This is a genomic window from Mesorhizobium sp. YL-MeA3-2017, assembly GCF_030814575.1.
In the GTDB taxonomy this organism is placed as follows: Bacteria; Pseudomonadota; Alphaproteobacteria; order Rhizobiales; family Rhizobiaceae; genus Mesorhizobium; species Mesorhizobium terrae.
In genome coordinates this window covers 4,691,767-4,716,255 of sequence record NZ_JAUSVH010000001.1, presented here as the reverse complement: position 1 = coordinate 4,716,255, position 24,489 = coordinate 4,691,767, and the positions used below count along the sequence as shown (strand labels likewise).

Sequence of the window (24,489 nt, the reverse complement as noted above, 5' to 3'; positions counted from 1 at the left end):
TTTTCAACGAAAGTTGACTAACACAGGCGCTCTTCCCCTGGCTGCTCAATGGTGCCGGCAAGTGTCGATAATCTGCAGCCGACTTGGTAATGAGATAAATTCAAACATGAAGACATTCGTAATTGCCGAAATCGGCGTAAATCACAATGGAAAGCTGGCACTGGCACTGGAGCTAGTCGAAAAGGCCGCCAACGCCGGCGCACATGCCGCAAAATTTCAAACGTTCAAGGCCGATTCTATTACGGCAAAGAACACAGCAACCGTCGCTTATCAGCAAGTCTCGGGCGCGCAGGATCAGCATGCGATGCTGAAGGATCTGGAACTTAGCGAAGCCGATCACAAGGCAGTTGCCGCTCGCTGTAGAGATTTAGGCATCGAATTTATGTCAACTGCCTTCGACACTGCATCGCTCGACATGCTGTGCGACATCGGCATTCGCCGAATCAAAATCCCCTCCGGCGAAGTCAACAACGAGCCTTATCTTGAGGATTGCGCGAGACGTGGACTTCCAATTATTTTGTCCACGGGCATGGCAAATCTTGCTGAAGTTCAGCGTGCGGTAGAAGTTGTGACTGCAGGCACCCCTGCGGATCTCCCTAAAGACCCCGCTGGACTGCCTCCTCTGGTCGTCCTTCATTGCACGAGTGCATACCCTTCCCCGTTCAAAGATGTGAACCTGCGAGCGATGGCAACCATGGCTAGGGAACTTGGAGTACCTGTTGGCTATTCCGATCACACAGCCGGAATACTGGTACCGCCGATCGCCGTTGCCATGGGCGCAATCGTAATTGAAAAACACATAACGCTGGATCGAGCGATGCCAGGGCCGGATCATTCCGCCTCAATCGAGCCCTACGAACTATCCGACATGATGCAAGCAATTGCCAATACAGAAACCCTTCTAGGCGACGGCACCAAGCAGGTTCGTCCAATTGAAGAAGAAGCCCGCAGACTTGTGCGACGCGGGTTAAAGGCCGCGCGCGCCATGCCGGCGGGTGAGGTGTTAAGTTTGTCGGATATTGCCATCCTCAGACCGGCCACCGGCCTTTCACCAGAGTACTACAAATCGCTGGTTGGCCGACGCCTTTCAAAAGCGGTTGCACCAGGCGACCCCCTGGACTACTCCCACTTCGAGTAAGCGCGTCCTCATAAGACGCAAACTAGGAAAATACGAGATAGAAGGCCGGCCGATGATCTATGCCGATCCCCGCACCGAAATAGTTGACTACTCTCTCTATTCCCCGACGCTCGCTTCGCCGCCAACCAAATACGGCCTGCCACGTTCGGTTGTTTTCTGCAAAAAATGCGTGATATCCAACCAGAGGCCGAATTCCGCTGTGGAGTACAAGCATACTGCCGAGAGCAAGAAATCAGTCATTGCTTTCGACGACGAAGGCGTATGCGATGCCTGTCGGAACGCCGAACGCAAACATGCGGTCGTTGATTGGGAGCGTCGACGCGCAGAATTGGTTGTCTTGTGCGACAAATATCGTTCGCGCAACGGCTCATATGACTGCTTGGTCCCAGGCTCAGGCGGCAAGGATAGCTTCTACCAATCATGGATGCTGAAATACGAATTCGGCATGAACCCGTTGACATGCACTTGGGCACCGCATGTTTACACTGAATGGGGACAGCGTAACTTCAACCATTGGATCCATTCCGGCTTCGACAATTTTCTTTTGACGCCAAACGGTCGCGTAAAGCGGCTAATGACACGACTTGCAGTCGAGAACCTATTTCATCCTTTTCAACCATTCATCATCGGTCAAAAAGGTTTTGCTCCAGCATTTGCGGCAAAAATGGGCATCCCGTTGATCTTTTACGGAGAGAACGAGGCCGAGTACGGTAATCCGATCGCGGACAACGAAACCGCTAAACGTGATTACAACTATTTTTCAGCCACAAGCGACGACGAGACTTACCTTGGCGGTGTCTCGGTAGCGGATTTGATCGAAAAATTCGGAGTACGTAGAGCCGACTTGGCGGCGTACATGCCCTCTGACCCGAAGGTTCTGGAAGAAAAGGGAATCGAAGTTCACTATCTTGGCTACTATTTGAAGTGGCACCCGCAAGCAGCCTACTATTTTGCTGTCGAACATGGCGGCTTCGAGGCATCTCCGGAACGTACTCCTGGAACGTATTCCAAGTACAACTCGATCGATGATCGGATCGACGACCTGCACTATTACACGACCTTTATTAAGTTCGGTATTGGTCGCAGTTCCTACGACGCAGCTCAGGAAATTCGATCGGGCGACATCGAGCGCGAAGAAGGAGTGGCGCTGGTGAAGCGATATGATGGAGAATTCCCAGAGCGTTTCGCAAACGAACTATTTGATTACCTCAGTGTTCCGCCAGAACAGTACCCCGAGGCCGCTAAGCAGTTTGAAGCACCTGTTATGGATCGGGCTTATTTCGACACGCTCGCGAACAGATTCCGCCCGCCTCACCTGTGGCAATACGAGGGCGGTGAGTGGAGCCTTCGGCGCACCGTGTTTCAGGAGAACTAAGATGTGCATGTCGCCGAACAGCAACGCACATAGGGGCCCTGCCGGTGAATAGACGATTGATTGCACGCCTCGATGTTAAGATGGAACATCTCATAAAAGGTGTCCATCTAGAGGGATGGCGAAAGATGGGAGACCCCAAAGAGCGCGCTAGACAATACTATGAACAGGGTGCGGACGAGTTGCTATACATGGATGTAGTGGCAAGCCTTTATGATCGCAACAATCTTTCGAGTATCGTGCGCAATGTCGCCTCGGAAGTGTTCATTCCTATTACCGTTGGAGGGGGCATACGCAATCTGAAAGCGGTGCACGATCTTCTTGCGGTGGGTGCAGACAAAGTGGCAATAAACACGGCCGCCACAATCGATCCGGATATCCTGCGGGCAATATCCGACACCTACGGGTCGCAGGCTACGGTTCTCTCGATCGAGGCGAAACGACAGCCGGCAGGCGGCTGGGAGGCGATGACGGACAACGGTCGCAATCGCAGTGGACGGGATGTCGTCAAATGGGCTGTTGAGGGCCAGAGGCTTGGCGCTGGCGAGTTGTTGATTACCTCGATCGACCAGGATGGAACTGGTCGCGGAATGGATGAAAATCTGATCGCAACTGTTGCACGGGAAGTCGACATTCCAGTGATAGCGTCAGGGGGAGTCGGGACCGTTGGACACGTTATCAATGTACTCCAGAATCCCGACGTGAGCGCCGTTGCTGTCGCCAAGACGCTTCATATGAATCAATTGTCGATACAAGACTTGAAGGAAAGTTGTGTTGCAGCCGGCGTCCCGGTGCGTTCTACACAGACTATGGTGGCGGCATGAGCGGCAAAACCGTCGTCGTCGACTATGGGATCGGCAATGTATTCTCAGTGTGCAATGCCATCCGGCAAGTTGGTGGAAGCGCTGAGCTAACAGGAGATTTATCCCAGATTCGTCATGCTGACCGTGTAATCCTACCAGGCGTGGGCGCCTTTGCGCGCGCCATGGAAGCCTTGCGCCAACGAGGTCTTGACGAGACCTTAAGGGCTTTTGTCGAGACCGGCAGGCCATTTCTTGGAATCTGCATCGGCATGCAAGTACTAATGGACCAAAGTACGGAATTCGGCACATACCAAGGATTGGGATTCATAGAGGGGCAGGTAGAGCGTATACCCGATCAGACTCCTGATCGTAGCCACTTGCGTGTGCCACATATCGGCTGGGCCACGTTGAAAACCGACCACCATACGGGCGGCGGCTGGGAAACAGCGCCTCTATCTGCTATGGAGACAACTGGCGCCGCCGTTTACTTCGTCCATTCGTACCATTGCCAAACGAATGATCCAGCCCAGCGGATTGCCTACACAGACTACGATGGAGTTGCGATAACGGCAGCGATCCGGAGAGACAACGTTGTGGGGGTTCAATTTCATCCGGAGCGCAGCGCTGCAGCAGGTCAATCGCTCCTCAAAGCTTTCCTAAAATCATAATGCGGGAAAACGCAGAAAGCCACCTCTCGAACAAATGTCGCTACGCATGCGCGTAGCGACGAATTGCGTTTATCGTCCGTTCGAGTTGCTGCTCAGACATGTTTGACCCAGACGGAAGACAGAGCCCCGTATCGAACAACCGGTCTGAAATGGGCTGGTTGCCATGCGCAAAAAAACTACAGTCTGAGAAAACAGGCTGCAGATGCATGGGCTTCCAGATGGGGCGCGCTTCGATCAATTCACCTGCAAGATATTGAATAAGCGCCGACGCTGATCGGTTGCTCCCGCCCTGCTGAAGCGTGCAAGCTGACAACCAGCGAGTAGAATAGCTCCAAGCGGGCTCCGGCATCCATTCAATCCACTCGATGTCGGATAGTTCTTTGCGATACGTTTCATATATCCTGCGGCGTTCGCTCACTCGTTGCTCGAGTACCTTTAACTGCCCACGGCCGACGCCCGCAAGAATATTGCTCATTCGATAATTGTAGCCGATCGTCGAATGCTGGTAGTGCGGCGCAGGATCTCGCGCCTGAGTTGAGAGGAAGCGAGCCCTATCAGCAAACGCCTTCTCTTCGGTAACCAACATCCCCCCGCTCGACGTGGTGATGATCTTGTTACCATTGAAGGAATATATACCCATGCGACCAAAGCTTCCCGAAGCCTTGCCTTTGTAGGTAGCGCCCAAGGACTCTGCTGCATCCTCTATGATCGGAACATCAAACCGGTCGCACAGCTCAACAATAGGATCCATATCGGCGCTTTGACCGTACAGGCTAACGACAATAACAGCTTTCGGAAGTTTGCCTTCTCTTCTGCCCACCTCCAAGGCGCGTTCAAGCGCTTGTGGCGACATGTTCCAGCTCTCTGGCTCGGAATCGATCAAGACTGGCTCAGCACCCTGGTAAACGATCGGATTAACGCTGGCTGCAAAAGTTAACGTCGAACAAAAGACATAGTCCCCCGGCCCAACATCTAACAGGCGCAAGGCCAAATGGATCGCCGCAGTACCCGAACTCAGAGCAACGGCGTTTGCGATCCCCAATTTTTCAGCCAGCTCGATTTCGAAAGCATCTACATTTGGCCCTAGCGGCGCGATCCAATTTGTCCGAAATGCTTCGGTGACAAACTCGATCTCGCTCTCCCCCATATGTGGGGTCGATAACAAGACCGGCTGATCGATCTTTGATCTTTCGACGAGTTCAACAACTTTGCCGTTGTCATCAACGACAGGCAGATGGTTCACCACATTGGCCTGCATCAACAACAACGCTTCGCGACGAGTGTAGCCTAATTGCAAGGTGACCGATTGACGATCGGAAAGCAGAGAGAGCGTGTCGTTCAGATTCGCTCCATCAAGCAAAAGGCGCCTGATATCTCCGTCGGTGACCGTTCGCTCAAAACGCTCATCTGCCGATGAGAGAAGCAGAACGCCCGTCGCCGTTCGGTCGAGCAAGGCTAGCGCATCATGAAGTGTGGCATCTCTGCCAATGGCGATTTTCGAAATATCCACGCCCAAAACCCCTATCCAATCCGATTGGCAGGTATCCCCGCATAGACACCTTGTTGCGCGATATCAGCAACGACCACCGCTCCCGCACCAACGACCGCTCCATCGCAGATTCGTATCCCAGGCAAAACACTCGCTCCAGCTCCAACCAGTACGCCCTCCCCCACACGGACATTGCCGCCGAGCGTAGCGCCCGGAGCTATATGGGAGAAATCACCCACAGTGCACTCGTGATCGACGACGGCGCCATGATTCACGATGACGCTTCGGCCGATATGTGCCAGAGGCCCAACTATGGCTCCAGAAGCTAGAAAAGTCCCCGGACCGATTTTTGCACTGCCAGCAATAGAGGTCGCCGGATGATAAATAGACTGAGTGTATCCTCCCTTCGAGTCCAGACACTCAACCAAATTCGCACGTGCTTTAGAATTGCCAATACAAACGTGATACGGCTGCCCAGAAAGCAAAGATGGGTCAAAAAGACGAACTTGGATATCGAGGCGCTTGCTGGTCGTCCTGCTGACGTCCTCATCCCACAAGCAAATATGTTCCAGACTCCAGCCACCAGCAAGCAAAGAATCTATAACCACTAACGAGTGACCGCCAGCCCCCACAAGATTTATCATCTCAGTACGTATTTTCTTTGACAAGGCTCAATGCGTCCAGTCGCACAGAAGAAAGAAAACTAACAATTCGCATACTCGCGCTGCCGTCACCGTAAACATTCGACTTGGCGAACCGCTTTTTCTTGAGAGCGAATTCAAGTGCGGAATTTAACGCATCTTCCGTCGGCTTCACATCAATCACGTTGCTGTTTCGCTGTCGTAGATTTTGCCGAGATCCAATATTGACCACCGGCGTTCCAAAGCTGGCCGCCTCAATAATGCCACTGCTGGAATTGCCGATCATGAGGTCGGCCTCTTTCATCGTTGAGACAAAATCCGATCGAGCAAGATGCGTGATTGCCTTGATCTCGTGTCTCCTGGATGCTTCGTCGAGCACCTTCCGAATTTCATCACTGCCTGCGTCGGAATTTGGCATCAAAGCCAGGATTTGAAACTGGTACGCACGCAATGCTGCGATGATCCTGGCAATATCTGCCCCTCCCGTCGCCGCTTCTTGAACAACCGGATGATAAAGGAGAAGTGCGATCTTCCCGGCAGCCTCCAAATGGAAATCTGCACAAATTTGCTCTCGCGACTTCGTAGCAATCTCTGTCAAGCCATCCAGTCCAGGGGCACCGACCACCGATATTTGAGAAGCAGGTTCTCCCATTGACACAAGCCGTTGCCTACTTTCTTCGGTAGCTGTCAGGTGGAAACGCGACAGTTTGGAAATAGCGTGGCGCACAGGCTCGTCAACGGTCCCTGAACGCTCGCCGCCATGTACATGCGCGACGGGAATCCCCAGATGCAGCGCGGCGATAGCGGCAGCCAACATTTCCCCCCGATCACCAAGCAAGAGAACGATGTCAGGTCGCTCGACTTCCAGCGCATCGACAAATCCCACCAACATCCGCCCGATGTTCCGAGCCATTAGCGGACCAGAAGGTATATCGTCTTCGACCTCAACCTGAGCGCCGATGGGCAATCCGGACGCCACAATCTCCCTTACTGTCAATCCGTATCGCGTCGAGAGATGCATGCCCGTAACAAGGAGGCTGAGATCAAGTGCGCTGCTTCCATGAATACGTTCAAGTGTTAATTTCATAAGGCCAAAGTCAGCCCTAGTACCAGTAACATAGCAAACCTTGCGCACCGCCCTCATGGTTGTTCACCATATCTTTGCGCCAGGGCTTCCGCCATGATCCAATCGTCCTCCGTGTCAATGTCGATTGACTCACACGGACCATCGCATAGCACCCCAAAAGTCTTATCAGGGAAAAATGTCCGACCACTTTCCAGCACACTCGTACGTGCCAGATAAAGATTGCCAGCAATGTAGACGACTGGACTCAGATCCTGGCTGCGAAGCAACCGCTCCTGGTTGTCAGTGAATGGCACCAGAGAGGGGGGAGACTGCCAATCGAACAGGTGAGAGGGATGATTTCGAGCATGAGCCACACCGATAACGGCTTGGCAATCGTCGTTATTCAACAGCATCCTCGCCGCTTCCCAGCGTTCTGCTCGCCGAACCGGTGAAGTCGGCTGTAGTAACGCTACAAAGTCGTAAGATCGCCCTTCGGCACGCTCGCGCTGCAGAACATCAAACACAACATCCACTGTCGTGGCGGTATCTGTAGCCAACTCTGCTGACCGAAGAAACGGCACATCGAGACCATGCGAGACCACAACTGACGCGATCTCCGGATCATCAGTGGAAACAACGATGCGATCGAACCACTTAATCGACTGCGAAAACCGAACCGACCACACAATAAGTGGCACACCTGCGAACGATTTGATGTTCTTACCGGGCAATCGTTTAGAGCCGCCGCGCGCGGGAATGATTGCGAGGGTTTTCAAGATTACAGCCTGTGTTCCAGGAAGGCGGCGGTGGTTCGCTTCATGGCTTCATCGAGTGAGATTGGAGGAACCCAATTCAGATGTTGTTTTGTCGCGGTGATATCCACTTCCAGCGAGCCAAGCAATCGCTGCGCCATATCCCGTTTACCAAACAGCGCCGCAGCGGATTTCAGAAGAGAAACAGGCACAGGAAAAAGGCGAGCATTCAGCCCCATGGCTCGAGCGAGACTCTGCATTAATTGCGGTGTGGATAACGTAGTTCCGTCGCCACCTAGGAAGACTTTCCCTCCAGCTTGATCGTGGGTGAGACAGCAGATGATGAGATCAACTAAGTTCTCCACGTAGGTAAGACTGCGACGGTTGTCGACCAAAGCCAACGGCAATGGAACCTCCCGCTGGACCAACGTCATCATTGCGCGGAAATTTGCCTTAACGCCTGGTCCATAGACCAAAGGCGGGCGAATGGCGACCACTTCCATCCCGTGCTGTGCGCCCACAGCAAAGAGGAGGTTTTCAGCTTCGCATTTTGAGATACCATATGGATCCCTCGGTGAGGGAGGGCTCTCGGTCGTGAATGGTCGCCCAGGTTCAGTCCCCTCCCCATTTACCTTTATGGAACTCATGTAAATGAACCGCTTGACCCCCGCCATCGCAGCTTGCTTGGCGAGGTTCACGGTTCCATCGACATTGACCTCGCGGAAAGCTGCCAATGGATCGACCGCATCGTCTTTCATCACATGTACACGAGCAGCCAGATGAACGATCGCATCGGCCTCTTGTAGGACGCGTCGCCAATCGGTGGTGCCGTCGATGTCTCCGACAGACGTAGAGCTTTTTCCGCTGCGGCTCACAGGTCGGAAATCGATATTGCGTTGAGACAACTCCTGGCAGAGTGCATTACCCACGAAACCGGAAGCGCCAGTCACGACGATCATCCATTGGCCCCTTGTACCTACCTTGTAACTTTTTCACTCAAGGCACCGAGCCAGTGCTCGAGTGCCTCGATCAGCATATCGCGACTGAACTCCCGTCTTGCAAACTCTTGCCCTCTTTGCCCCATGGAGAACCTTTCGGCCTCGGGTAATGCGACCATAGCCTTGACGGCCTCTGCGAGGCCAGCACTATCACCGGCCGCGCAAGCTAAGCCTGCCTGCGCATCGCGCACTACGTCAGCGCCTTCGCCATCGATCATCGCCAATATCGGTATGCCGGCCGCTAGGTAGGCTTGGAGTTTTGCGGGTATTGTCAGAGCAAAGATCGGCTCACTGCGTAAAGATACCAAAAGCGCATCTGCTGCGGCAAAAAACTCGGGCATACGCTCAACAGGGAACCTTCCGATCAACAACACCTTATCGCCGAGGCCACGGACTGCGATTTCACGACGCACCCATTCGAGTTTCCTGCCATCTCCCACAATAAGCCAACGAACAGGCTCATCCCTCAGAAGGTCTGCAGCATCCAATATGGCAGGGAAATCCTGCGCCTCTCCTATATTGCCAGCAAACACAATATCGAATGTGTTAGCCGCGGCTGGAATCTCAGGCGCAGGAATCGCATCGGTCGCTGCAAATGTATCTTCAGCCCAATTGGGGAAGTAAACTACTGGAACGGACCCACACCGCCGCTGAATCTCTGGAATAAAGCGGCGAGACTGCGCTAATATCAAGTCACAACGTCGATAAATAAATGAAACGAGGCGTCCCACCAACCGAAGAACAGTGGGGGTACGCACAGCGCCAACTGCAGACAACGATTCTGGCCAAAGATCCAGAACCCACAAGGCGACCGGCGTGCGCTTAAACCTTCGCAGGACAATCGCTGGAAATCCAACTGTTATTGGTGATGGCTCGAATACGAAGATAGCATCGAAACTGCGGCCTCTCAATTTCAACGGACCGATTATCGCCGCAGAAACAGCAAAGGTTATGTAGTTTAACACCAGACGGAATGCGCCACTTCCCCTGGCAGCCATCGGAACCCGAAAGACGGGTACACCCTTATAGCTGGAGTATTTCGCCGGCGTAGCGGCAAAATCACTGAAGACGACGCCGTCGGGATAGTTGGGGCTCCCCGTCAGTATGGTAATCTCATGACCACGGACCGCTAGCGCATCAACAAGATCGTTGATACGAAAATTCTCAGGCCAGAAATATTGACTGACAACGAGAATGCGCAAGGAGCGATTAGAAGGCGGATTGTCACTTTTAGGCATACCGCACCTCAGGGAGCCAGTAGGGCGCCTCTGCCATTTTTGGGCATCCCCATGACACCTCGAGCGTCTTTTCAACCATTCGTTAAGTTCTGAATTAGCTGTTTTCGCGCCAGACCACACGACGAACGTAGTCACGGTAACTGTGGATGATACGCACCACTTTGTCAGAAACGTTGGTCACCGAATAATCCGAAACAAGCCTAAGGTCACGCCTCTCCCCACGCGATTGCGTTCCAAGAATGTCAAGGCATTGCAATACCCGTTCTTTGCCCAAACCGGACATCATAACCGAACCTTCCTCCATCCCTTCCGGCCGTTCGTGCGCCTCTCGAATGTTGAGGGCTGGGAAGTTCAGAATGGACGACTCCTCGGTAATCGTTCCGCTGTCAGACAGCACCGCTCTTGCGTCTTGCTGCAGCCGCACATAGTCGAAGAAACCCAGAGGCTTCATCAGGCAAACGTTTTTGTGGAAGCGAGCATTCACAGCATCAATGCGTTTTTGAGTACGCGGATGTGTCGACACGATAAGCGGCTCATCAAAACGAACCGCCACTGCATTCAACATATCGACTAACTTACTGAAATTATTTTCAGTATCTATATTCTCCTCGCGGTGTGCGCTGACGACGAAATACTTCCCGGGCGTCAAAGAAAGCCGTTCGCAAATACTTGAGTTCTGTATGTTTTTTCTATAATATGAGAGCACTTCCAGCATTGGGCTACCAGTCTTAATAATACGATCAGGTGGAAGCCCCTCTCTTAGCAAATACTCGCGCGCAATATCCGAATAGGTCAGGTTGATGTCGGCTGTATGATCGACGATACGTCGATTGATTTCTTCGGGAACACGGCTATCGAAACAACGATTACCAGCCTCCATGTGAAAAATTGGGATCTTTCGTCGCTTCGCTGGAATTGCAGCAAGGCAGCTATTCGTATCACCTAGAACCAGCAAGGCGTCTGGGTGATGACTTGCCAAATACCGATCAAAGCCGATGATCACGTTGCCAATCGTTTCAGCAGCATTCGCACCTGCTGCAGAGAAATGCGTCTGGGCGCCTTACGCCCAAATCTTCGAAGAAAATCTCGTTCAGCTCGTAGTCATGATTTTGCCCGGTGTGGACCAAATGATGATCACAGTATTCGTCGAGTTTAGCCAAAACGCGGGAAAGACGAATGATTTCCGGTCTCGTGCCGACAACCGTCACGACCTTCATCTTAGACATAACAACTATACCTTCGCTGCGATGGTATCAGGCCGGCTCTGATCGAACAGCTCGTTGGCCCACAACAGAACAATCATCATTTGGTCGCCGATATTCGTTACATCATGCACCCAGCCAGGCACCGTCTCCACCACCATCGGCTCACTACCGGACGCAAACACCTCGAACCTCTCGCCGGTCAAAATATGACGAAACCCGAATCGAGCCTTGCCCTGCACAACAAGAAATTTCTCGGTCTTGGTGTGATGGTAGTGCCCGCCTCGTGTCACTCCTGGGTGAGCGGTAAAATAAGAAAATTGCCCGCAATTGACCGTGCGCAGAACCTCCACGAAAGCTCCGCGTGGATCGGTATTACTCTTCAGCGTGTAGCTGAATTCGGCAGGAGGTAAATAACTCAAGTACGTCGCATGGAGCGCACGTATTAACCCAGATCCCACTGCATCGGTTAACAAGGTACGGCGGCTGTCGCGGAAGCTTTGAATAAGAGCCGCGACGTAACCTACTGTTGTCACATATTCCGGTTTGACCACACCGTCGCGGACGGCACTCTCGGCATCATCCAATAAAGCAATGAATGCATCCACTACGTCATCTATGTAGACCAGCCTCAAGGGCGCTTCGGGGTCGTTGACAACGATGGGCAAATCTCGAGCAAGGTTGTAGCAAAATGTGGCAACAACCGAATTGTAGTTCGGCTTAGCCCACTTCCCAAAGACGTTAGGCAATCGAAAGATGTGGACCGCCGTCATCTGCTCTCGACCGAACGCAGCCACCAATTCTTCCGCCTGGCGCTTGCTTCTGCCATAAGAATTGTTGCGCTCAGCCTGAATTGAAGAAGCATAGATGACCGGCAGGCGCATTTGGTCTTCCCGAAGAAGACCAATCAGCCTTTGAGTCATGCCGACATTGCCGGATTGAAACTCGACCTCATCGGTTGGTCGATTAACACCCGCCAGATGAAACACAGCACACGAGCCGGCTAGAGCTGCACGTACCGAGACGTCATCATCATCGTGGGAAATGCGCCCTATCTCGAAGCCTAATTCTTCGAGACGCCGCACCAAATTTTGACCAATAAAGCCGCGACACCCCGTGACTGCGATTTTTTTCAATTATTCCTCCGGACGAGGCCGGTTCCCAGCCATTAACTCGCGTATGAAGTCAAGCTTCATCAGCAATTCCTTCATGTTGGGCACATCAAGGCGTCGCGTATTATGGGAGTTGTATTCTTCTGATCGAGAGATTTGCTCTTCTCCCATTTCAACATACTTTGAATAATTCAAGTCGCGCAAATCTGGTGGGATTCTGTAGTAATCTCCCAGATCTTCAGCACCCGCCAACTCCTCGCGGCTCAGCAATGTCTCGAATAGCTTTTCACCATGCCTGGTGCCAATTACTTCGACCGGATATTCTCGCTGACCTAAGAGCTCGCAAAGGGCCGTCGCAAGCGTACCTATCGTAGCTGCGGGGGCTTTTTGGACGAAGATGTCACCGTTGCCTCCCCGATCGAAGGCATAAGCCACGAGGTCAACGGCATCGGCCAGCGTCATCATAAAACGGGTCATCCCCGGATCGGTGATCGTGATAGGCTTGCTCGAGCCAATCTGGTCGGCGAACAGCGGAATGACCGAGCCACGTGAGGCCATCACATTGCCGTAACGGGTACCGCAAACGATCGTCTCGCGAGAGTCAAGGTTTCTGGATTTAGCCACCATAACCTTTTCCATCAGGGCTTTCGAAATCCCCATGGCATTGATCGGATAGACGGCTTTGTCCGTGGAAAGGCAGACGACTTTCCTTACCTTGTTTGCTATAGCCGCCTCCAGCACGTTCTCTGTACCGAGAACGTTTGTCTTAACGGCCTCCAGCGGATGAAATTCACAAGACGGAACCTGCTTCAGCGCAGCAGCGTGGAAAATATAATCCACACCGCGGGTAGCTGTAAGGATACTTCCGTAATCGCGCACGTCGCCAATATAGAACTTTAGTTTCTTGCTGCTGAACGCCTTACGAAGATCGTCTTGTTTCTTCTCATCTCTGCTAAAAATCCGAATCTCCGCAACCGAAGACGCCAGATAGCGGTGAAGGACTGCGTTGCCGAACGATCCGGTTCCTCCCGTAATCAGCAGGCATTTGTCTGACAAAGCACTCAAGGGTCGAAACTCTTCTGTGGTGGGCGGCGGCGCGCTTCTACATCACAAACTCCCAGATGGCTACCACTTCCTTGGCAGTCAATCGCAAGATCGGAAAATAACAGTTGCCTTGAGGGGCCTGCCTGCATCGAGTGGGCCTAGTTGAATGTTAATGTATGATGGCCCGGCTCTACGGCCGGGGTGACCGGCGAAGCTGATCCGGATCGCGCGGCCGGCCAAGGGGATGCTTCCGGCGCACGCGGTTTGTAACCCAGCGATAAATTTGGCCGCACGGTACTATGATACTGGCGCCAAACTTCTATGCCGATCAGGGCTCCCTTCAGCGCGTGGAAGTTTTCACAATCGAGCAGTTCGTCACAAAGCTTCAAGTTGAAGCTCTCGCACCACTCATTTTCCCAAGAGCTGCCAGGCATGATGTAAACGGTCTTAGCGCAGGGGTGGCGATCCATTCACGCAGAGCCTTGGCAATGAACTCGGTGCCACTATCAGATCGAAATCTGGCGGGACGCCGCGCAAGATGAACAGGCCGGTGAGAACGTCGATCACATCGACGGCTTTGAGCCTCCAATTGGCCCTGATGGAGATGCATTCCCTCATGAACTCGTCGATTACGTTGAGCATGCGGAATTTCCTTCCGTTATGGGCGCAATCCTCGATAAAGTCATAAGACCAGACATGGTTGGAATATTCCGGCCGCAACCGGATGCGTGATCCCTCGTTCAGCCACAGGCGGCTTCGTTTGGGCTGCTTCTGCGGAACTTTCAGTCCCTCGCGCAGTCAGATCCGTTCAGGCCGTTTGACTTTCACTACCTAGCCCGCACGCTGCAGCAGCACCGTGATGCGGCGATAGCCGTAGCGGCCAATTGGATGGCAAGCGCGATGATATCGGCAGTCAAAGCCGCTTCATCACCTGGTGTGGTTGGAACCTTGCGCTGCATGGAACGATGCAGGCCGAGAACCCAGCACGCACAGTACTCGCGGAGACCAAGCTCCGGCAACAACATTTTACACACAAGCACGGCGGCGCGCGAGCTCGGAAGTTTTCCCGCACAGCTTCCACCAGGACCAGTTTGTCCAGCGTCAGGTCGGAGATGGCGCGGCGAAGACGTGAGTTCTTCATCTTGAGCTCCTTCAACCGCCTGACCTGGCCGCCCTTCAACCATCGTATTCAGCGCACCAACGGTGGTACGCAACTTCCCTCACACCAAATGATCGAGTCGCGTCCGCAACCGATTTTCCTTATGAGCTCAGAACATCAACCTGCCGCATCTTCGTGACGAACTCTTTCGCGCAGTGTCTCCTTCTTGCCATTTCTACAATCCTCCACTGGCTCAAAAGCCATACCTTGGTGAGGACCACTTTTCAGGGGACAGGCCACATCTTCTGCTCCAAACACCACGGTCCGCTTCGCAAAGGGTGCTGGAACTGTTCGTCATGGGTAATCTGTTTTCTGATGCATGCAGCAGTCAGAGCTAGAAATCGGCGCTCTTCGAGGATACTTAAACAGCTATTGCTTCGCAAAAACCCGGCGATAGAGCGCTAGCAATTCTGCAGAATTCATCTGCGGGTCAAAGTTGCGTTGAGCCATTGCCTTTGCCGCAACACCCATCCTGAAAGCCAATTCCGGCTCGCGGGCTAGCTTCTCGATGGCGCTTGCAAGCGCTATCGGATTACGAGGCGGCACGGCAAGGCCCGTCTCTCCATTGATCAACGTGTCGGAAGTCGGGTTTTGGATTGCAACTATGCTTGGAACACCGGCAAAGGCCGCCTCGAAAATCGGGCGTCCAGGTGCATCATAGTGCGAGGGGAAACAAAGCACGTCCATACGCGCATAAGCCTTCGCAATATTATGACTGAATCCGACCATATGGAACCGATTGCGAAGCTGATAAGCATCGATGGCTACTTCGACCTCAGCCTTCATATCTTGGCGCAGCCCCAACAGCCCGAGTGCTCGTGCGCGCAGTCCGCGCGACGGCGCGGCATCATCGCCAACCACGATGTATTCAACGTCAACGCCTCGCTCATTCAAGATACGAGCCGCTTCTACAAGATCATGAATTCCCTTCACTTTCAGTAGATTGCCGACAAAACCAATCTTTAGCGACGTTTCGCGGAGTTTAAGACGAGTTAAGCTGCCATCGTCAGCGGCCGCGCCAGATGGAGTAAAGGCATTGTGAATGACCTCTGTGGGCAAGTCCTCTGGCAAGCTGCGTCGTACGGTTTGATCAATGGCCACAACCGCTTCAGCCTTCTCCCGTAATAGGTGATTTACAAAACGGGTACGCAACGACTTGTCGTTGGAGGCCACAGATCGCACATGCACAACAACCGGAACCTTGAACCACCAACGTGCTAACAGCCAAGGCAACAATCCGGTGAACTCGTTGACATGGATGATATCGACCTTCGGCCAGAGCCGGCGCGCCCGCCGCAATGCCACGAAGGTGGCTGGTAACAAGGCAATTTCGCGAGCTAACACGAGCCACCGCAAACCGCAGTATCTGCCATATCGCGTGTTATCGAATTGACTAAGCCCTCTTGCTTCAACAACCTCGCCGAGGGAAGAGAAGAAGCGCGTCGCCGTCCCGGACGGCGCTACAAAGAATGCTTTCACGGCCCCTTTTGGGAAAGCGCCGATCGCCTCTGAAAGGCTGCGGGACGAGCCGCCAAAAGCGCCAGTCATATGAATGTAAAGGACCGTCAGCATCAATTGTCCGTGTCAGCCGATGTAGCGGCGCGTCGCGTTGACTAAGGTTTTCGCTTTCTCGAATAACGAGTGACTGGTTCTATAGTCTAAGAAAGTCTTGTTTGGCGCCTGCATCATTGCTTCCATGCTATCCGGCGTCTGACGCAACTTTTTTGTAGCATAGTCGCGATCTTCGATGAGGAGATTTTCCGGGTATACGGGCTCCTCTAATCCGCGCAACGCTTCATCACGAGTCATCTGACCTGACAATATCAAATTCGAATAGTGCGCTTTACGTTTATCGATATTAAATTTCCGCAGCAGCCAATAAGCCTGATAAAATCTAGTGTATATAGATTCATAGTGCTTACCTCCATAATACACCCACCCAAGCTTACCCTGAAGAACATCCATCGCCTCTTTCTTTTCGTAGTCAATATAGTTTAAAATAGATATCAATCTAATTTTTCTAAAAAATACATAATAAAATAAGCGAGCAAGTGAAAAATGCGGGTACGTTGCCAGTTTTGTGGAGCCAAAACGGCGATGCACGTCGCTCACATACCTCCAGTCAAAATAGCCATACCCCCACTTTTCTGGCAAAATGGCTTCGGAAACGATATTTGTCCCAGTAATAACATACTTGAGGCCGTATTTATTCGCCATCTCGTAGAGCAAGGCAAAGATAGCATGATCTGTCGGGACTTCTCCGTCCGGAGTTGAGGCTTTCAGAAAAGATAATTGCAGATCTCGAAATTCCTCCCAATCGATGACATGAGTATGTAAATCAATTCCAAGTACATCCAACGTCTTTTGGATATTTGCAACCGCAAGTTCCGAATTCCAGCCATTATCGAGATGAATAGCTAGTGGTCTCAGACCCAAATTCTTAACGACATAAGCAACATAAGTGCTATCGACACCGCCACTTACGCCGATAACGCAGTCGTAATCTTTGCCGGCTCCCGCTGCTTTAATTTCTGAAACGAGCGCCTCAAGTCGAGCAGTCCGTTGCTCGGTCGGGATCAGCCTTTGCATCGAAACCCTATCATAACGATGACAGTGGCTGCAGACCCCATCGTTGTCGAACACGATGTCAGGATCCGTCGTATCCATTATGCAGCGGGTACAGATAATCGTCATATCAAATTCCAAACAAAATCCCTGACGCTGTGAGTGCACTCAGACAGATCAGTTGCGTTCTATGCCAAGTGCAATGGACGCTCTGGAGAATCGGATCAACCAAAAAAACAACCAGCCCTTAGCCACGGCTACGGCAGATGGAGCAAGAGAGCATTCCACGAACAAAGGGCACCTCGCCTTTTCAAGAACGAGAAAGACATTGTGTCAGGTTTTGCACATTCTCAGCTCCCATGCGGGCAATCATCGCAAAGCGGGCATATGATGGTAATCGGGAGCACGCACAAAATCGCGTCATGCAAAGACCGCCTCAAGCTCTTCCCGATTTGGATAGGTTATCAGAACAGCCCGGTGCGGGCCATGAAAGACAAACATCGCGCCTGCAGCAACTGCGGAAGCACCACCATCCTTCACCGCTTTGCTGAAATCCGTAAGACTACCGGCGCCGCCCGAGGCAATTACGGGAATATTCACCGATTTGCTAACCGCCGATATCAGGTTGGTGTCATAACCCTTCATCGTTCCGTCGCGATCGATTGAAGTGAGAAGAATTTCACCCGCGCCTCGTTCCTGCGCATGCTTGCTCCAAGCGACGGGATCGAGTTTGGTCGTCTTCGATCCACTGCTTGAAAAGACCTTATAATGACCCAAGAAATTTCTTTTGACATCAACAGAAACGATCACGGCTTGGCTACCGAATTCCCGGGCAGCGGCCTCGATCACGCTCGGATCATGAATTGCAGCACTATTGATAATGATTTTCTCGACACCAGTATTAAGGATTCGTCGCATTTCCTCGATCGTTCGAATCCCGCCTCCGTACGCAACAGGCATGAAGCATTCACTTGCTATGCTCTCCACGACTTCATAAGCGGGACCCTTTCCCTCTCTGGTTGCACTTATGTCAAGCAAAACTAGTTCGTCGACCTCTTTGTCGTTGAATATCTTTATGGCGTTGATGGGATCTCCTACATATTTGGGTTTGGCGAAATTCGTGGTTTTCACCAGTCCTGCGCCACGAAGTAGCAATGTGGGAATCACGCGAATCCTCAACATCTAGCCTAAAGACCCCGCTATCGATTTCAGTTCTGTCGCATACCTATTCGAGACAGCTATCGCCGCTCGACAAACCTCTTTAGAAACCACATTCCGAACTTATGGCTCTTCTCGGGATGGAATTGTGCAGCGATTACGTTCCCCGCAGCGATCGACGCAGTAATTGCTGCCTTCCCGTAACGGGCCTCCAATAGTACGTCATCTTGGCTGTCGCATACCACGTGATAGGAATGAGCAAAATAAAATCGAGCGCTGGTTGGTAGAGCGCTCGCAAAGACATCATCTTTTCTTACAAAAACTTCGTTCCATCCCATATGTGGAACCTTGAGATCAGGATCATCCCGCTGGTCAAACCGTTTTGCAACCGCGTTTAGCCAACCGAGACCATTTAAAGTACCCTCCTCACTACCTCGGGTCATCAATTGCATGCCGAGACAGACACCAAGCACAGGCACCTTCTGCACCAGTGCCTTCTCGGTTAATATGGGCACCATGCCGCTCTCGTTGAGCCTCTTCATTCCAGCGTCAAAAGAGCCGACCCCAGGCAAGATTATCTTGTCAGCATCTCGAAGTTCCCCTGACGTCGACGCCAATCTGGAAGAAGCCCCAATCTTCTTTAACATGTTCTGCATGGAGCCGAGGTTACTCGTCCCATAATCAACAATAGTTATCATCGGGAAGCCATCTCTCTTTCTAGCCCATCAAGGATATTCTGACGTCTGAGGTGACACACAGCCAAAATCGCGCACCCTAACGATATCGGCGAGATGTTGCGGCGACTTGAGAAGGTAGGCGCTTCCTTCGTTGAGAAGATCTTGCACAGCTTGGTATCCTGGCCATGGGGACAACGGCAGTTGGAGTTCTAATCCCGAGTGAATCGTAGTGCAGGCCGAAAACACGCTCACATGCAAATCAGGCAAGGCAATCACCTCGTGCGTCACGGGACTATCATTACCCGAACCGATAGTCACACGCCTGTCTGATCGGATTACCGGGTCATCAAATTCCGCGGCAGAATCACATAATGTCCGCCTCTTAAACACGTTGAGTTTTCTCTGAAGATAACTAGAACTGAATTCCGCTAGGCTCAGCCCGCCAACAAGCAGCTCAGACGTCTTCCGCAGCACGGCTCGACCGTGGGACTCAACCGAAAAACAACCAAGGTTGGCACGGCCGATTAACAACGACGTGCAGTCAAACACCGCCCGCCCATAGGCGTTTCTTTCATTAAGCTCCAGTCGTCCGGCGTCCAATGACGACATCTCGCCACCAGGAACAGCGTCGATCAGATCATCAAAATAGACGTCGAAACGGCCGCACCCATCGTGACCTCTTAACCCCGAATTCGATGTCTTTCCAATGTAACGGAATCCGCGCGGCGCCCTGACGTAACCCCAGCCTCCCTGAAAAAGCGCCCGAATGAGAGAAGCTATTGTCATCGGGATCCGACGCAAGCCCAGATTCTGAAGTGCCAAGCCAATTTCGAAACGCAGAAACCGCCAGAGCGAAATACCGTCGACGACCAAATCGCAAACGTGGTTGTGCGTCTCAAAACCGCGAAGCAGCGAAGCCATTTCCGGCTCCGACCTGGTCGCCCTTGATAGGGCCATCATCTCATTCCGAATATGTCTGCGACAAGCTTCATCGATTCCCACGAATCGTCGATCGTAGCGAGTGAGTGCATTTGCCCTCGCACAGCGGCAGCGGCCTGCATTGCCTGCCAGCGGAGACCCGGTTTGAACATGGTGTCGTCCTGGCTAATTTCGAGCGGAATCTGCGTACGTGTTTCGCGGAGTTGTAGGCTCCCCTGCTCCAAAGGGCGCAATTCAAGTCTTTTGTGAGGCGTGGTTATAGTTAGGCTCCACGGTCCGGGCCCATTCCATATACCTTCGTAAAGGCCAACATCACCGCTATCGAAGGTCACCTTGGCTATGACAACTCCCGGTTCCTTCGGATTCCAGGCGATAACCGGCGTGACGTCGATGATCTTGCCTCGGCCGAAAACCCTGAAATAGTCGATTACGTGAATGGAATTGGCGAACATGTAGTTTTCGGCCACCAATTCAGGCTGACCATGGTTGCGCATGGCTGCCTCCTGATCTTGCTGATCAACCACTTTGATGAACCGTGGGGCATCGACATTTTCCAATGCCTTTAGAGCCTCGCGGGTCGATGAATACGCGCGGCGATTGAATGCCACATAAACGTTGCGACCACGCGCGGCGTCTCGAATAGACGTCGCATCAGCCAAGTTGTAACCGGCGGGCTTTTCCAGAAGCACTGACCACGGATGGGCAAAGCACTGACTTGCGACAGCAGCCGTCGACAGTTCAGGAACCGTGACCACCACTAAATCTGCCTTGGTAGCCTCATACAGAGTCTGAATCGAAGGATATGCAGGAATATTGAATTCCTTACCCAACTGCGCAGCGCGTTCATGTGTGCGGGATACTATTCCCGCTAACCGCACCCCGGACAAACCCTCGAATGCGCGCAAATGTTCGCGCGCCATATAACCAGCACCGATCACTGCGATAGAAATGTCCAGCACGTTACTTCCTTCTTAAGGATACTGCGTTGTTCGCATGGAAACACGATCGCCGGCGCCGCCAGCAATCAGCGTGTTATTCGCCTTTTCCAGGTGTTGGCAACCGAAAATCCGATTGGTGCCAAGACGCAAAGGGCGCAGGCCACGGCATCGGATGGGCTCTCCGAGCAACAAAAAAATGTTCCGGCAAACATTATCATCTGCACGAACAGAAACGTCTGCTCAACTCCAGCAAGGCCATTGCTCTTCAATAGCAGCTAGGAAGCGCGGATTTGAGCATGCCTGCGGTGGCGGATAACAGCAAGAACGGAAGCTCCTCTCCGCCCCTGCCAAACCATGGCTAACCCCAGAATGAGCAATAGTGAAAGCCCAAGATCAAGCGTGGCTTGAGTCAACCTGAGCAAGCCGAACCGCTACGGTTTCCGTGCAGATTGCCAAATGGAAAGTTGTATTTGAATAGCCAACCTGCTGCCGAGGTCAGCACCGCGATCATAAGCCACTCCAACGGCAACTTGGTGAACTCAAACAGCCAGTTGGCGAGGAAAAAGACTGCAAAAAACAACAGTTTCGCTGACCGCAAGGATCAGTGAGCGGGATACGACATAACGGGGAAAGTCGATCACCCCCGGTCAAAGAAACGCATGCGACTGCACCGCGTACACTTAGGCCATTAAAGCACCAAGCATCTGTACGACGACAGCGAACATCGCTACCATACCATAATCTTCTGGTGGAAGCCTCCTCGTCAAGATGGGCAGTGGTAATTACGGAACCGCTGCCGCGAGCGCACTTGTAACAACGTAGATAGTCGCAGATTGGAGGATGCTTTCGCCGAACTCATCCGGGAAAGAACCCCCCTATAGCATCCGCCACCCGATCAATATCCGAATTCGACATATGCTCGCCAATTGGCAGGGAAAGCAATTCCCTGTCACTTCGGCATGCGAACATGTCTTCCTTCGCTTGAGGATGCTTCCTGTAGGCAGGCAGCTTAGGCAACGCTATAGGGTAATGAACCCCTGTTTGAATGCCCCGGTCGCCAAGATGCTTGGCAAGCTCATCACGTCGTTCTGTTCGAACAACAAAAAGATGATAAACTTGCTTTGCCCAATTCTTTCGAATCGGCAAGGTCAACTCCGGAAATCCGGACAACACCTCAAGATACCGGTCTGCAAGAGCGATTCGCTTATTTGTCCACGCGTCCAGATGCTTTAATTTGACTGACAGGATGGCAGCTTGCATGCCGTCAAGCCTCGAGTTTCGCCCTTCAAATTCATGGTCATATTTCGCGACGCGGCCGTGATTGGCAATCATCCGCATCCGCCGCGCTAGATCAATATCGCTGGTTGTAATCGCGCCAGCGTCGCCATACGCACCCAGATTCTTTCCGGGATAGAAGCTGAACGTCGCCACATCCCCGAGCGTGCCAACTTTTCGACCGCGGCATTCGGCACCATGCGCTTGAGCGCTGTCTTCGATAACCTTTATTCCGTATTCACCAGCAAGCCCCATGATCTCGTCCATGTCACAGGGATGACCATATAGATGGACTGCAATAATTGCTTTAGTATGGACAGATAGTTTATCGCGCACCGTTTCCGCGGTTAGCGTATAACTGTGCGGGTCGACATCGGCGAACACGATTTTATGTCCTGCCCGGCCGACCGCCTCGGATGTAGCGATAAAACTATTGGCTGGTACAATAATCTCGCTATCGGCTGGCAACCCGAGCGCTTCTATCGCGATCTCCAGGGCATCGGTGCCGTTAGCAACGCCAATGCAGTCCGATGAACCCACCCAATTCCCGAAGTCTTCCTCGAACTGACGAACGTGACGCCCGCCTATGAAAGCTGATTCTTCGATAACGGCGGCAATGGCCGCGTCGATCTCCGGTTTTATCGACTGATATTGCGTATTGAGGTCAAGAAACTTGATCATGGCAGATCCTTGATCTTGCGGGCCGGGTTGCCAGCATAAATGGCGGCTTCAGTGATATCTTTGGTGACGACTGCGCCGGCACCGATAACGGCCCGATCACATATATATACTGGCAGTATCGTAGCGTTGCTGCCGATCGAGACCCGGTTTCCAACCCGTGTTGATTGCCATAGGCTCTTATCGCCACGCGCAGGCCCCCCGCGCGAAAACCGGTCATTGATAAACATCACACCGTGACCGATGAAGCAGTCTTCCCCGATGCTTGTGAATTCACATACGAAGCTGTGCGACTGTATTCTGCTACCCCGGCCGACGGTGACCGATTTCTGAATTTCCACAAAGGGGCCGATGAACACTTCGTCCTCGACATTGCAGCCGTAGAGGTTGCACGGCTCGATAACGGTGACGTCACGCCCGAACGATACATCTACGATTCCCGCCGAGAGGCGTCTAACGTCAGCCATCGCGTCTACCCAGCAAAGGAAAGACCGGGGCGGACTTGAGATCGATTCGCTGTCCTGTTTCGATAGACTTATAGATCGCGTGAATAAGTTGGAGACTCCGTCGTCCTTGGGTGCCGTCAACTAGATGCGGTACTGATCGATCCAAACAATCAACCACATGCTGATAATAGGCTTGATGGCCGAAGCCGTAGACGCTTGGAGGATTGACTGAGTATCTTTCCAACACCTCTGCGTCCCCTTCCTCTTCGTGAGTAAAACGCCAAGTCAGCATCTTGTTGACCGCAAAGCCACCAATTACGACAGTGCCTTCTGACCCCAAAATGGACAAGGAACCCTCTAGATCTGTTGGGCGTGCAGCTGTTGTCGCTTCTATGACCCCGAGTGCTCCGCTAGCGAATTTCAAAGTCGCGATGGCAGTATCTTCTGCTTCGATATGGGCAAGGGACGTTGTTGCCATCCCCTGAACTGACTCCACTTCGCCCATCATCCATTCCAATAGATCTATATGATGACTGGCCTGGTTGGTCAGCACACCACCATCGAGCGCCCAGGTACCTCGCCACGAAGCTTGATCATAATACGATTGCGGTCGACACCAGCGTACCCTCACGGTGCCAAGGACCAGTTTGCCAAAGCGACCACGCTGCAGAGCATCACGTAACTTAATCACAGGGACGTTGAAACGGTTCTGCTTGACGACGAACAGCCTTACATTCGCCTCCTCGCATGCAAGAATCATCCTATCAGCATCGTCTAGGCTCAAAGCCATCGGCTTTTCAACGACGATTGGCATGCCATAACCTGCAAGCTCTATGACCTGGTCGGGGTGTTTTCCGCTTTCAGTCAAAACGGACACTGCGTTTACCAAACCCGACCGCATCATTTCGTGCATATCGACGAACCAAGGAACTCCGAATTCGTCAGCGATGGCCTTGGCTCTCTCTGGCACAACGTCGCAAACTGCGCCCAGCGAGGCACCGGGAACAGCCTTGTGTCCAAGCAGTTCCGAATGTCTCTTTGCTATGCGGCCACATCCAACAAGACCAAACTTCCAACGATCCATATCGTTGCGTTCCTGACTATCGGGCGACACCAGTCGTACTGGCTACC

21 protein-coding genes and 2 pseudogenes are annotated in these 24,489 nt (G+C 52.6%); 4 read left to right on the top strand and 19 right to left on the bottom strand.

Annotated features, from left to right (window positions below; genetic code table 11):
• Positions 1-106: 106 nt before the first annotated feature.
• The 4 genes from QFZ88_RS22215 to hisH (QFZ88_RS22200) are packed head-to-tail and all read left to right on the top strand — an operon-like array spanning position 107 to position 3,981.
• Positions 107-1,138 carry an N-acetylneuraminate synthase family protein gene (locus tag QFZ88_RS22215; RefSeq protein WP_024925214.1) on the top strand — a complete coding sequence of 344 codons (1,032 nt, stop codon included), beginning with the start codon at positions 107-109 and terminating at the stop codon, positions 1,136-1,138.
• A 52-nt stretch (positions 1,139-1,190) separates the two neighbouring features.
• On the top strand, positions 1,191-2,513 hold the full coding sequence (locus QFZ88_RS22210) for an N-acetyl sugar amidotransferase (protein WP_036254893.1): 1,323 nt from the start codon (positions 1,191-1,193) through the stop codon (positions 2,511-2,513).
• Positions 2,514-2,569: 56 nt separating this feature from the next.
• Positions 2,570-3,334 (top strand): imidazole glycerol phosphate synthase subunit HisF, encoded by a 765-nt coding sequence (hisF, locus tag QFZ88_RS22205; protein ID WP_244431225.1) that lies wholly within the window; start codon positions 2,570-2,572, stop codon positions 3,332-3,334.
• The gene (hisH, locus tag QFZ88_RS22200) at positions 3,331-3,981 is read left to right on the top strand and encodes an imidazole glycerol phosphate synthase subunit HisH (protein ID WP_024925211.1); all 651 of its coding nucleotides are present in this window, start codon (positions 3,331-3,333) and stop codon (positions 3,979-3,981) included. Before hisF ends, hisH (QFZ88_RS22200) begins: the two co-directional genes overlap by 4 nt.
• A 40-nt stretch (positions 3,982-4,021) precedes the next feature.
• Here hisH (QFZ88_RS22200) and QFZ88_RS22195 read toward each other — a convergent pair whose 3' ends face one another.
• From QFZ88_RS22195 to QFZ88_RS22110, 19 genes and pseudogenes are all read right to left on the bottom strand, one after another.
• On the bottom strand, positions 4,022-5,491 hold the full coding sequence (locus tag QFZ88_RS22195) for an aminotransferase class I/II-fold pyridoxal phosphate-dependent enzyme (RefSeq protein ID WP_036254910.1): 1,470 nt from the start codon (positions 5,489-5,491) through the stop codon (positions 4,022-4,024).
• Between the two features lie 11 nt (positions 5,492-5,502).
• Positions 5,503-6,114: a NeuD/PglB/VioB family sugar acetyltransferase gene (locus QFZ88_RS29585; RefSeq protein ID WP_081766932.1), complete on the bottom strand. Its 612-nt coding sequence runs from the start codon at positions 6,112-6,114 to the stop codon at positions 5,503-5,505.
• A 1-nt stretch (position 6,115) separates the two neighbouring features.
• A complete protein-coding gene (gene neuC / locus QFZ88_RS22190; protein ID WP_036254894.1) occupies positions 6,116-7,255 on the bottom strand; it encodes a UDP-N-acetylglucosamine 2-epimerase in 1,140 nt (379 codons plus the stop codon).
• Complete coding sequence (locus QFZ88_RS22185; RefSeq protein ID WP_024925207.1) at positions 7,252-7,953, bottom strand: cytidylyltransferase domain-containing protein; 702 nt, start codon at positions 7,951-7,953, stop codon at positions 7,252-7,254. The genes neuC and QFZ88_RS22185 overlap by 4 nt, the downstream gene beginning before the upstream one ends.
• A 2-nt stretch (positions 7,954-7,955) precedes the next feature.
• Positions 7,956-8,888, bottom strand: a complete 933-nt coding sequence (locus QFZ88_RS22180) for a UDP-glucose 4-epimerase family protein (protein ID WP_024925206.1) — start codon at positions 8,886-8,888, stop codon at positions 7,956-7,958.
• Positions 8,889-8,905: 17 nt separating this feature from the next.
• Positions 8,906-10,165, bottom strand: a complete 1,260-nt coding sequence (locus QFZ88_RS22175; RefSeq protein ID WP_051504853.1) for a glycosyltransferase family 4 protein — start codon at positions 10,163-10,165, stop codon at positions 8,906-8,908.
• A 94-nt stretch (positions 10,166-10,259) separates the two neighbouring features.
• Positions 10,260-11,391 (bottom strand): annotated as a pseudogene (gene wecB, locus QFZ88_RS22170) (non-hydrolyzing UDP-N-acetylglucosamine 2-epimerase).
• A gap of 5 nt (positions 11,392-11,396) precedes the next feature.
• Positions 11,397-12,503: a UDP-2-acetamido-2,6-beta-L-arabino-hexul-4-ose reductase gene (locus tag QFZ88_RS22165; RefSeq protein ID WP_024925203.1), complete on the bottom strand. Its 1,107-nt coding sequence runs from the start codon at positions 12,501-12,503 to the stop codon at positions 11,397-11,399.
• Positions 12,504-13,535 carry a polysaccharide biosynthesis protein gene (locus QFZ88_RS22160; RefSeq protein ID WP_024925202.1) on the bottom strand — a complete coding sequence of 344 codons (1,032 nt, stop codon included), beginning with the start codon at positions 13,533-13,535 and terminating at the stop codon, positions 12,504-12,506. It lies immediately after the preceding gene.
• Positions 13,536-13,681: 146 nt separating this feature from the next.
• Positions 13,682-14,855, bottom strand: a pseudogene (locus QFZ88_RS22155) (IS3 family transposase).
• A 196-nt stretch (positions 14,856-15,051) separates the two neighbouring features.
• Complete coding sequence (locus QFZ88_RS22150; protein ID WP_024925200.1) at positions 15,052-16,254, bottom strand: glycosyltransferase; 1,203 nt, start codon at positions 16,252-16,254, stop codon at positions 15,052-15,054.
• Between the two features lie 12 nt (positions 16,255-16,266).
• The gene (locus QFZ88_RS22145) at positions 16,267-17,376 is read right to left on the bottom strand and encodes an N-acetyl sugar amidotransferase (protein ID WP_081766930.1); all 1,110 of its coding nucleotides are present in this window, start codon (positions 17,374-17,376) and stop codon (positions 16,267-16,269) included.
• Positions 17,377-17,667: 291 nt separating this feature from the next.
• A complete protein-coding gene (locus QFZ88_RS22140; protein WP_024925198.1) occupies positions 17,668-18,429 on the bottom strand; it encodes an AglZ/HisF2 family acetamidino modification protein in 762 nt (253 codons plus the stop codon).
• A 56-nt stretch (positions 18,430-18,485) separates the two neighbouring features.
• Positions 18,486-19,103 (bottom strand): imidazole glycerol phosphate synthase subunit HisH, encoded by a 618-nt coding sequence (hisH, locus tag QFZ88_RS22135; protein WP_024925197.1) that lies wholly within the window; start codon positions 19,101-19,103, stop codon positions 18,486-18,488.
• A 27-nt stretch (positions 19,104-19,130) separates the two neighbouring features.
• Positions 19,131-20,003 (bottom strand): hypothetical protein, encoded by an 873-nt coding sequence (locus tag QFZ88_RS22130; protein WP_137901198.1) that lies wholly within the window; start codon positions 20,001-20,003, stop codon positions 19,131-19,133.
• Positions 20,004-20,038: 35 nt separating this feature from the next.
• Complete coding sequence (locus QFZ88_RS22125) at positions 20,039-20,980, bottom strand: Gfo/Idh/MocA family protein (RefSeq protein ID WP_024925195.1); 942 nt, start codon at positions 20,978-20,980, stop codon at positions 20,039-20,041.
• Positions 20,981-21,814: 834 nt separating this feature from the next.
• On the bottom strand, positions 21,815-22,915 hold the full coding sequence (locus tag QFZ88_RS22120) for a DegT/DnrJ/EryC1/StrS family aminotransferase (RefSeq protein ID WP_024925194.1): 1,101 nt from the start codon (positions 22,913-22,915) through the stop codon (positions 21,815-21,817).
• On the bottom strand, positions 22,912-23,379 hold the full coding sequence (locus QFZ88_RS22115; protein ID WP_024925193.1) for an acyltransferase: 468 nt from the start codon (positions 23,377-23,379) through the stop codon (positions 22,912-22,914). The genes QFZ88_RS22120 and QFZ88_RS22115 overlap by 4 nt, the downstream gene beginning before the upstream one ends.
• Positions 23,372-24,442: a Gfo/Idh/MocA family protein gene (locus QFZ88_RS22110; RefSeq protein ID WP_024925192.1), complete on the bottom strand. Its 1,071-nt coding sequence runs from the start codon at positions 24,440-24,442 to the stop codon at positions 23,372-23,374. Before QFZ88_RS22110 ends, QFZ88_RS22115 begins: the two co-directional genes overlap by 8 nt.
• Positions 24,443-24,489 lie beyond the last annotated feature (47 nt).

What these genes read in the sequence shown, in the direction of transcription:
- QFZ88_RS22215 (WP_024925214.1), top strand. Translation starts at nt 107, where the DNA reads ATGAAGACATTCGTAATTGCCGAAATCGGCGTAAATCACAATGGAAAG.
- QFZ88_RS22210 (WP_036254893.1), top strand. Translation starts at nt 1,191, where the DNA reads ATGATCTATGCCGATCCCCGCACCGAAATAGTTGACTACTCTCTCTAT.
- hisH (WP_024925211.1), top strand. Translation starts at nt 3,331, where the DNA reads ATGAGCGGCAAAACCGTCGTCGTCGACTATGGGATCGGCAATGTATTC.
- QFZ88_RS29585 (WP_081766932.1), bottom strand. Translation starts at nt 6,114, where the DNA reads ATGATAAATCTTGTGGGGGCTGGCGGTCACTCGTTAGTGGTTATAGAT.
- neuC (WP_036254894.1), bottom strand. Translation starts at nt 7,255, where the DNA reads ATGAGGGCGGTGCGCAAGGTTTGCTATGTTACTGGTACTAGGGCTGAC.
- QFZ88_RS22180 (WP_024925206.1), bottom strand. Translation starts at nt 8,888, where the DNA reads ATGATCGTCGTGACTGGCGCTTCCGGTTTCGTGGGTAATGCACTCTGC.
- QFZ88_RS22175 (WP_051504853.1), bottom strand. Translation starts at nt 10,165, where the DNA reads ATGCCTAAAAGTGACAATCCGCCTTCTAATCGCTCCTTGCGCATTCTC.
- QFZ88_RS22150 (WP_024925200.1), bottom strand. Translation starts at nt 16,254, where the DNA reads ATGCTGACGGTCCTTTACATTCATATGACTGGCGCTTTTGGCGGCTCG.
- QFZ88_RS22145 (WP_081766930.1), bottom strand. Translation starts at nt 17,376, where the DNA reads ATGACGATTATCTGTACCCGCTGCATAATGGATACGACGGATCCTGAC.
- QFZ88_RS22140 (WP_024925198.1), bottom strand. Translation starts at nt 18,429, where the DNA reads ATGTTGAGGATTCGCGTGATTCCCACATTGCTACTTCGTGGCGCAGGA.
- hisH (WP_024925197.1), bottom strand. Translation starts at nt 19,103, where the DNA reads ATGATAACTATTGTTGATTATGGGACGAGTAACCTCGGCTCCATGCAG.
- QFZ88_RS22130 (WP_137901198.1), bottom strand. Translation starts at nt 20,003, where the DNA reads ATGGCTTCGCTGCTTCGCGGTTTTGAGACGCACAACCACGTTTGCGAT.
- QFZ88_RS22120 (WP_024925194.1), bottom strand. Translation starts at nt 22,915, where the DNA reads ATGATCAAGTTTCTTGACCTCAATACGCAATATCAGTCGATAAAACCG.
- QFZ88_RS22115 (WP_024925193.1), bottom strand. Translation starts at nt 23,379, where the DNA reads ATGGCTGACGTTAGACGCCTCTCGGCGGGAATCGTAGATGTATCGTTC.
- QFZ88_RS22110 (WP_024925192.1), bottom strand. Translation starts at nt 24,442, where the DNA reads ATGGATCGTTGGAAGTTTGGTCTTGTTGGATGTGGCCGCATAGCAAAG.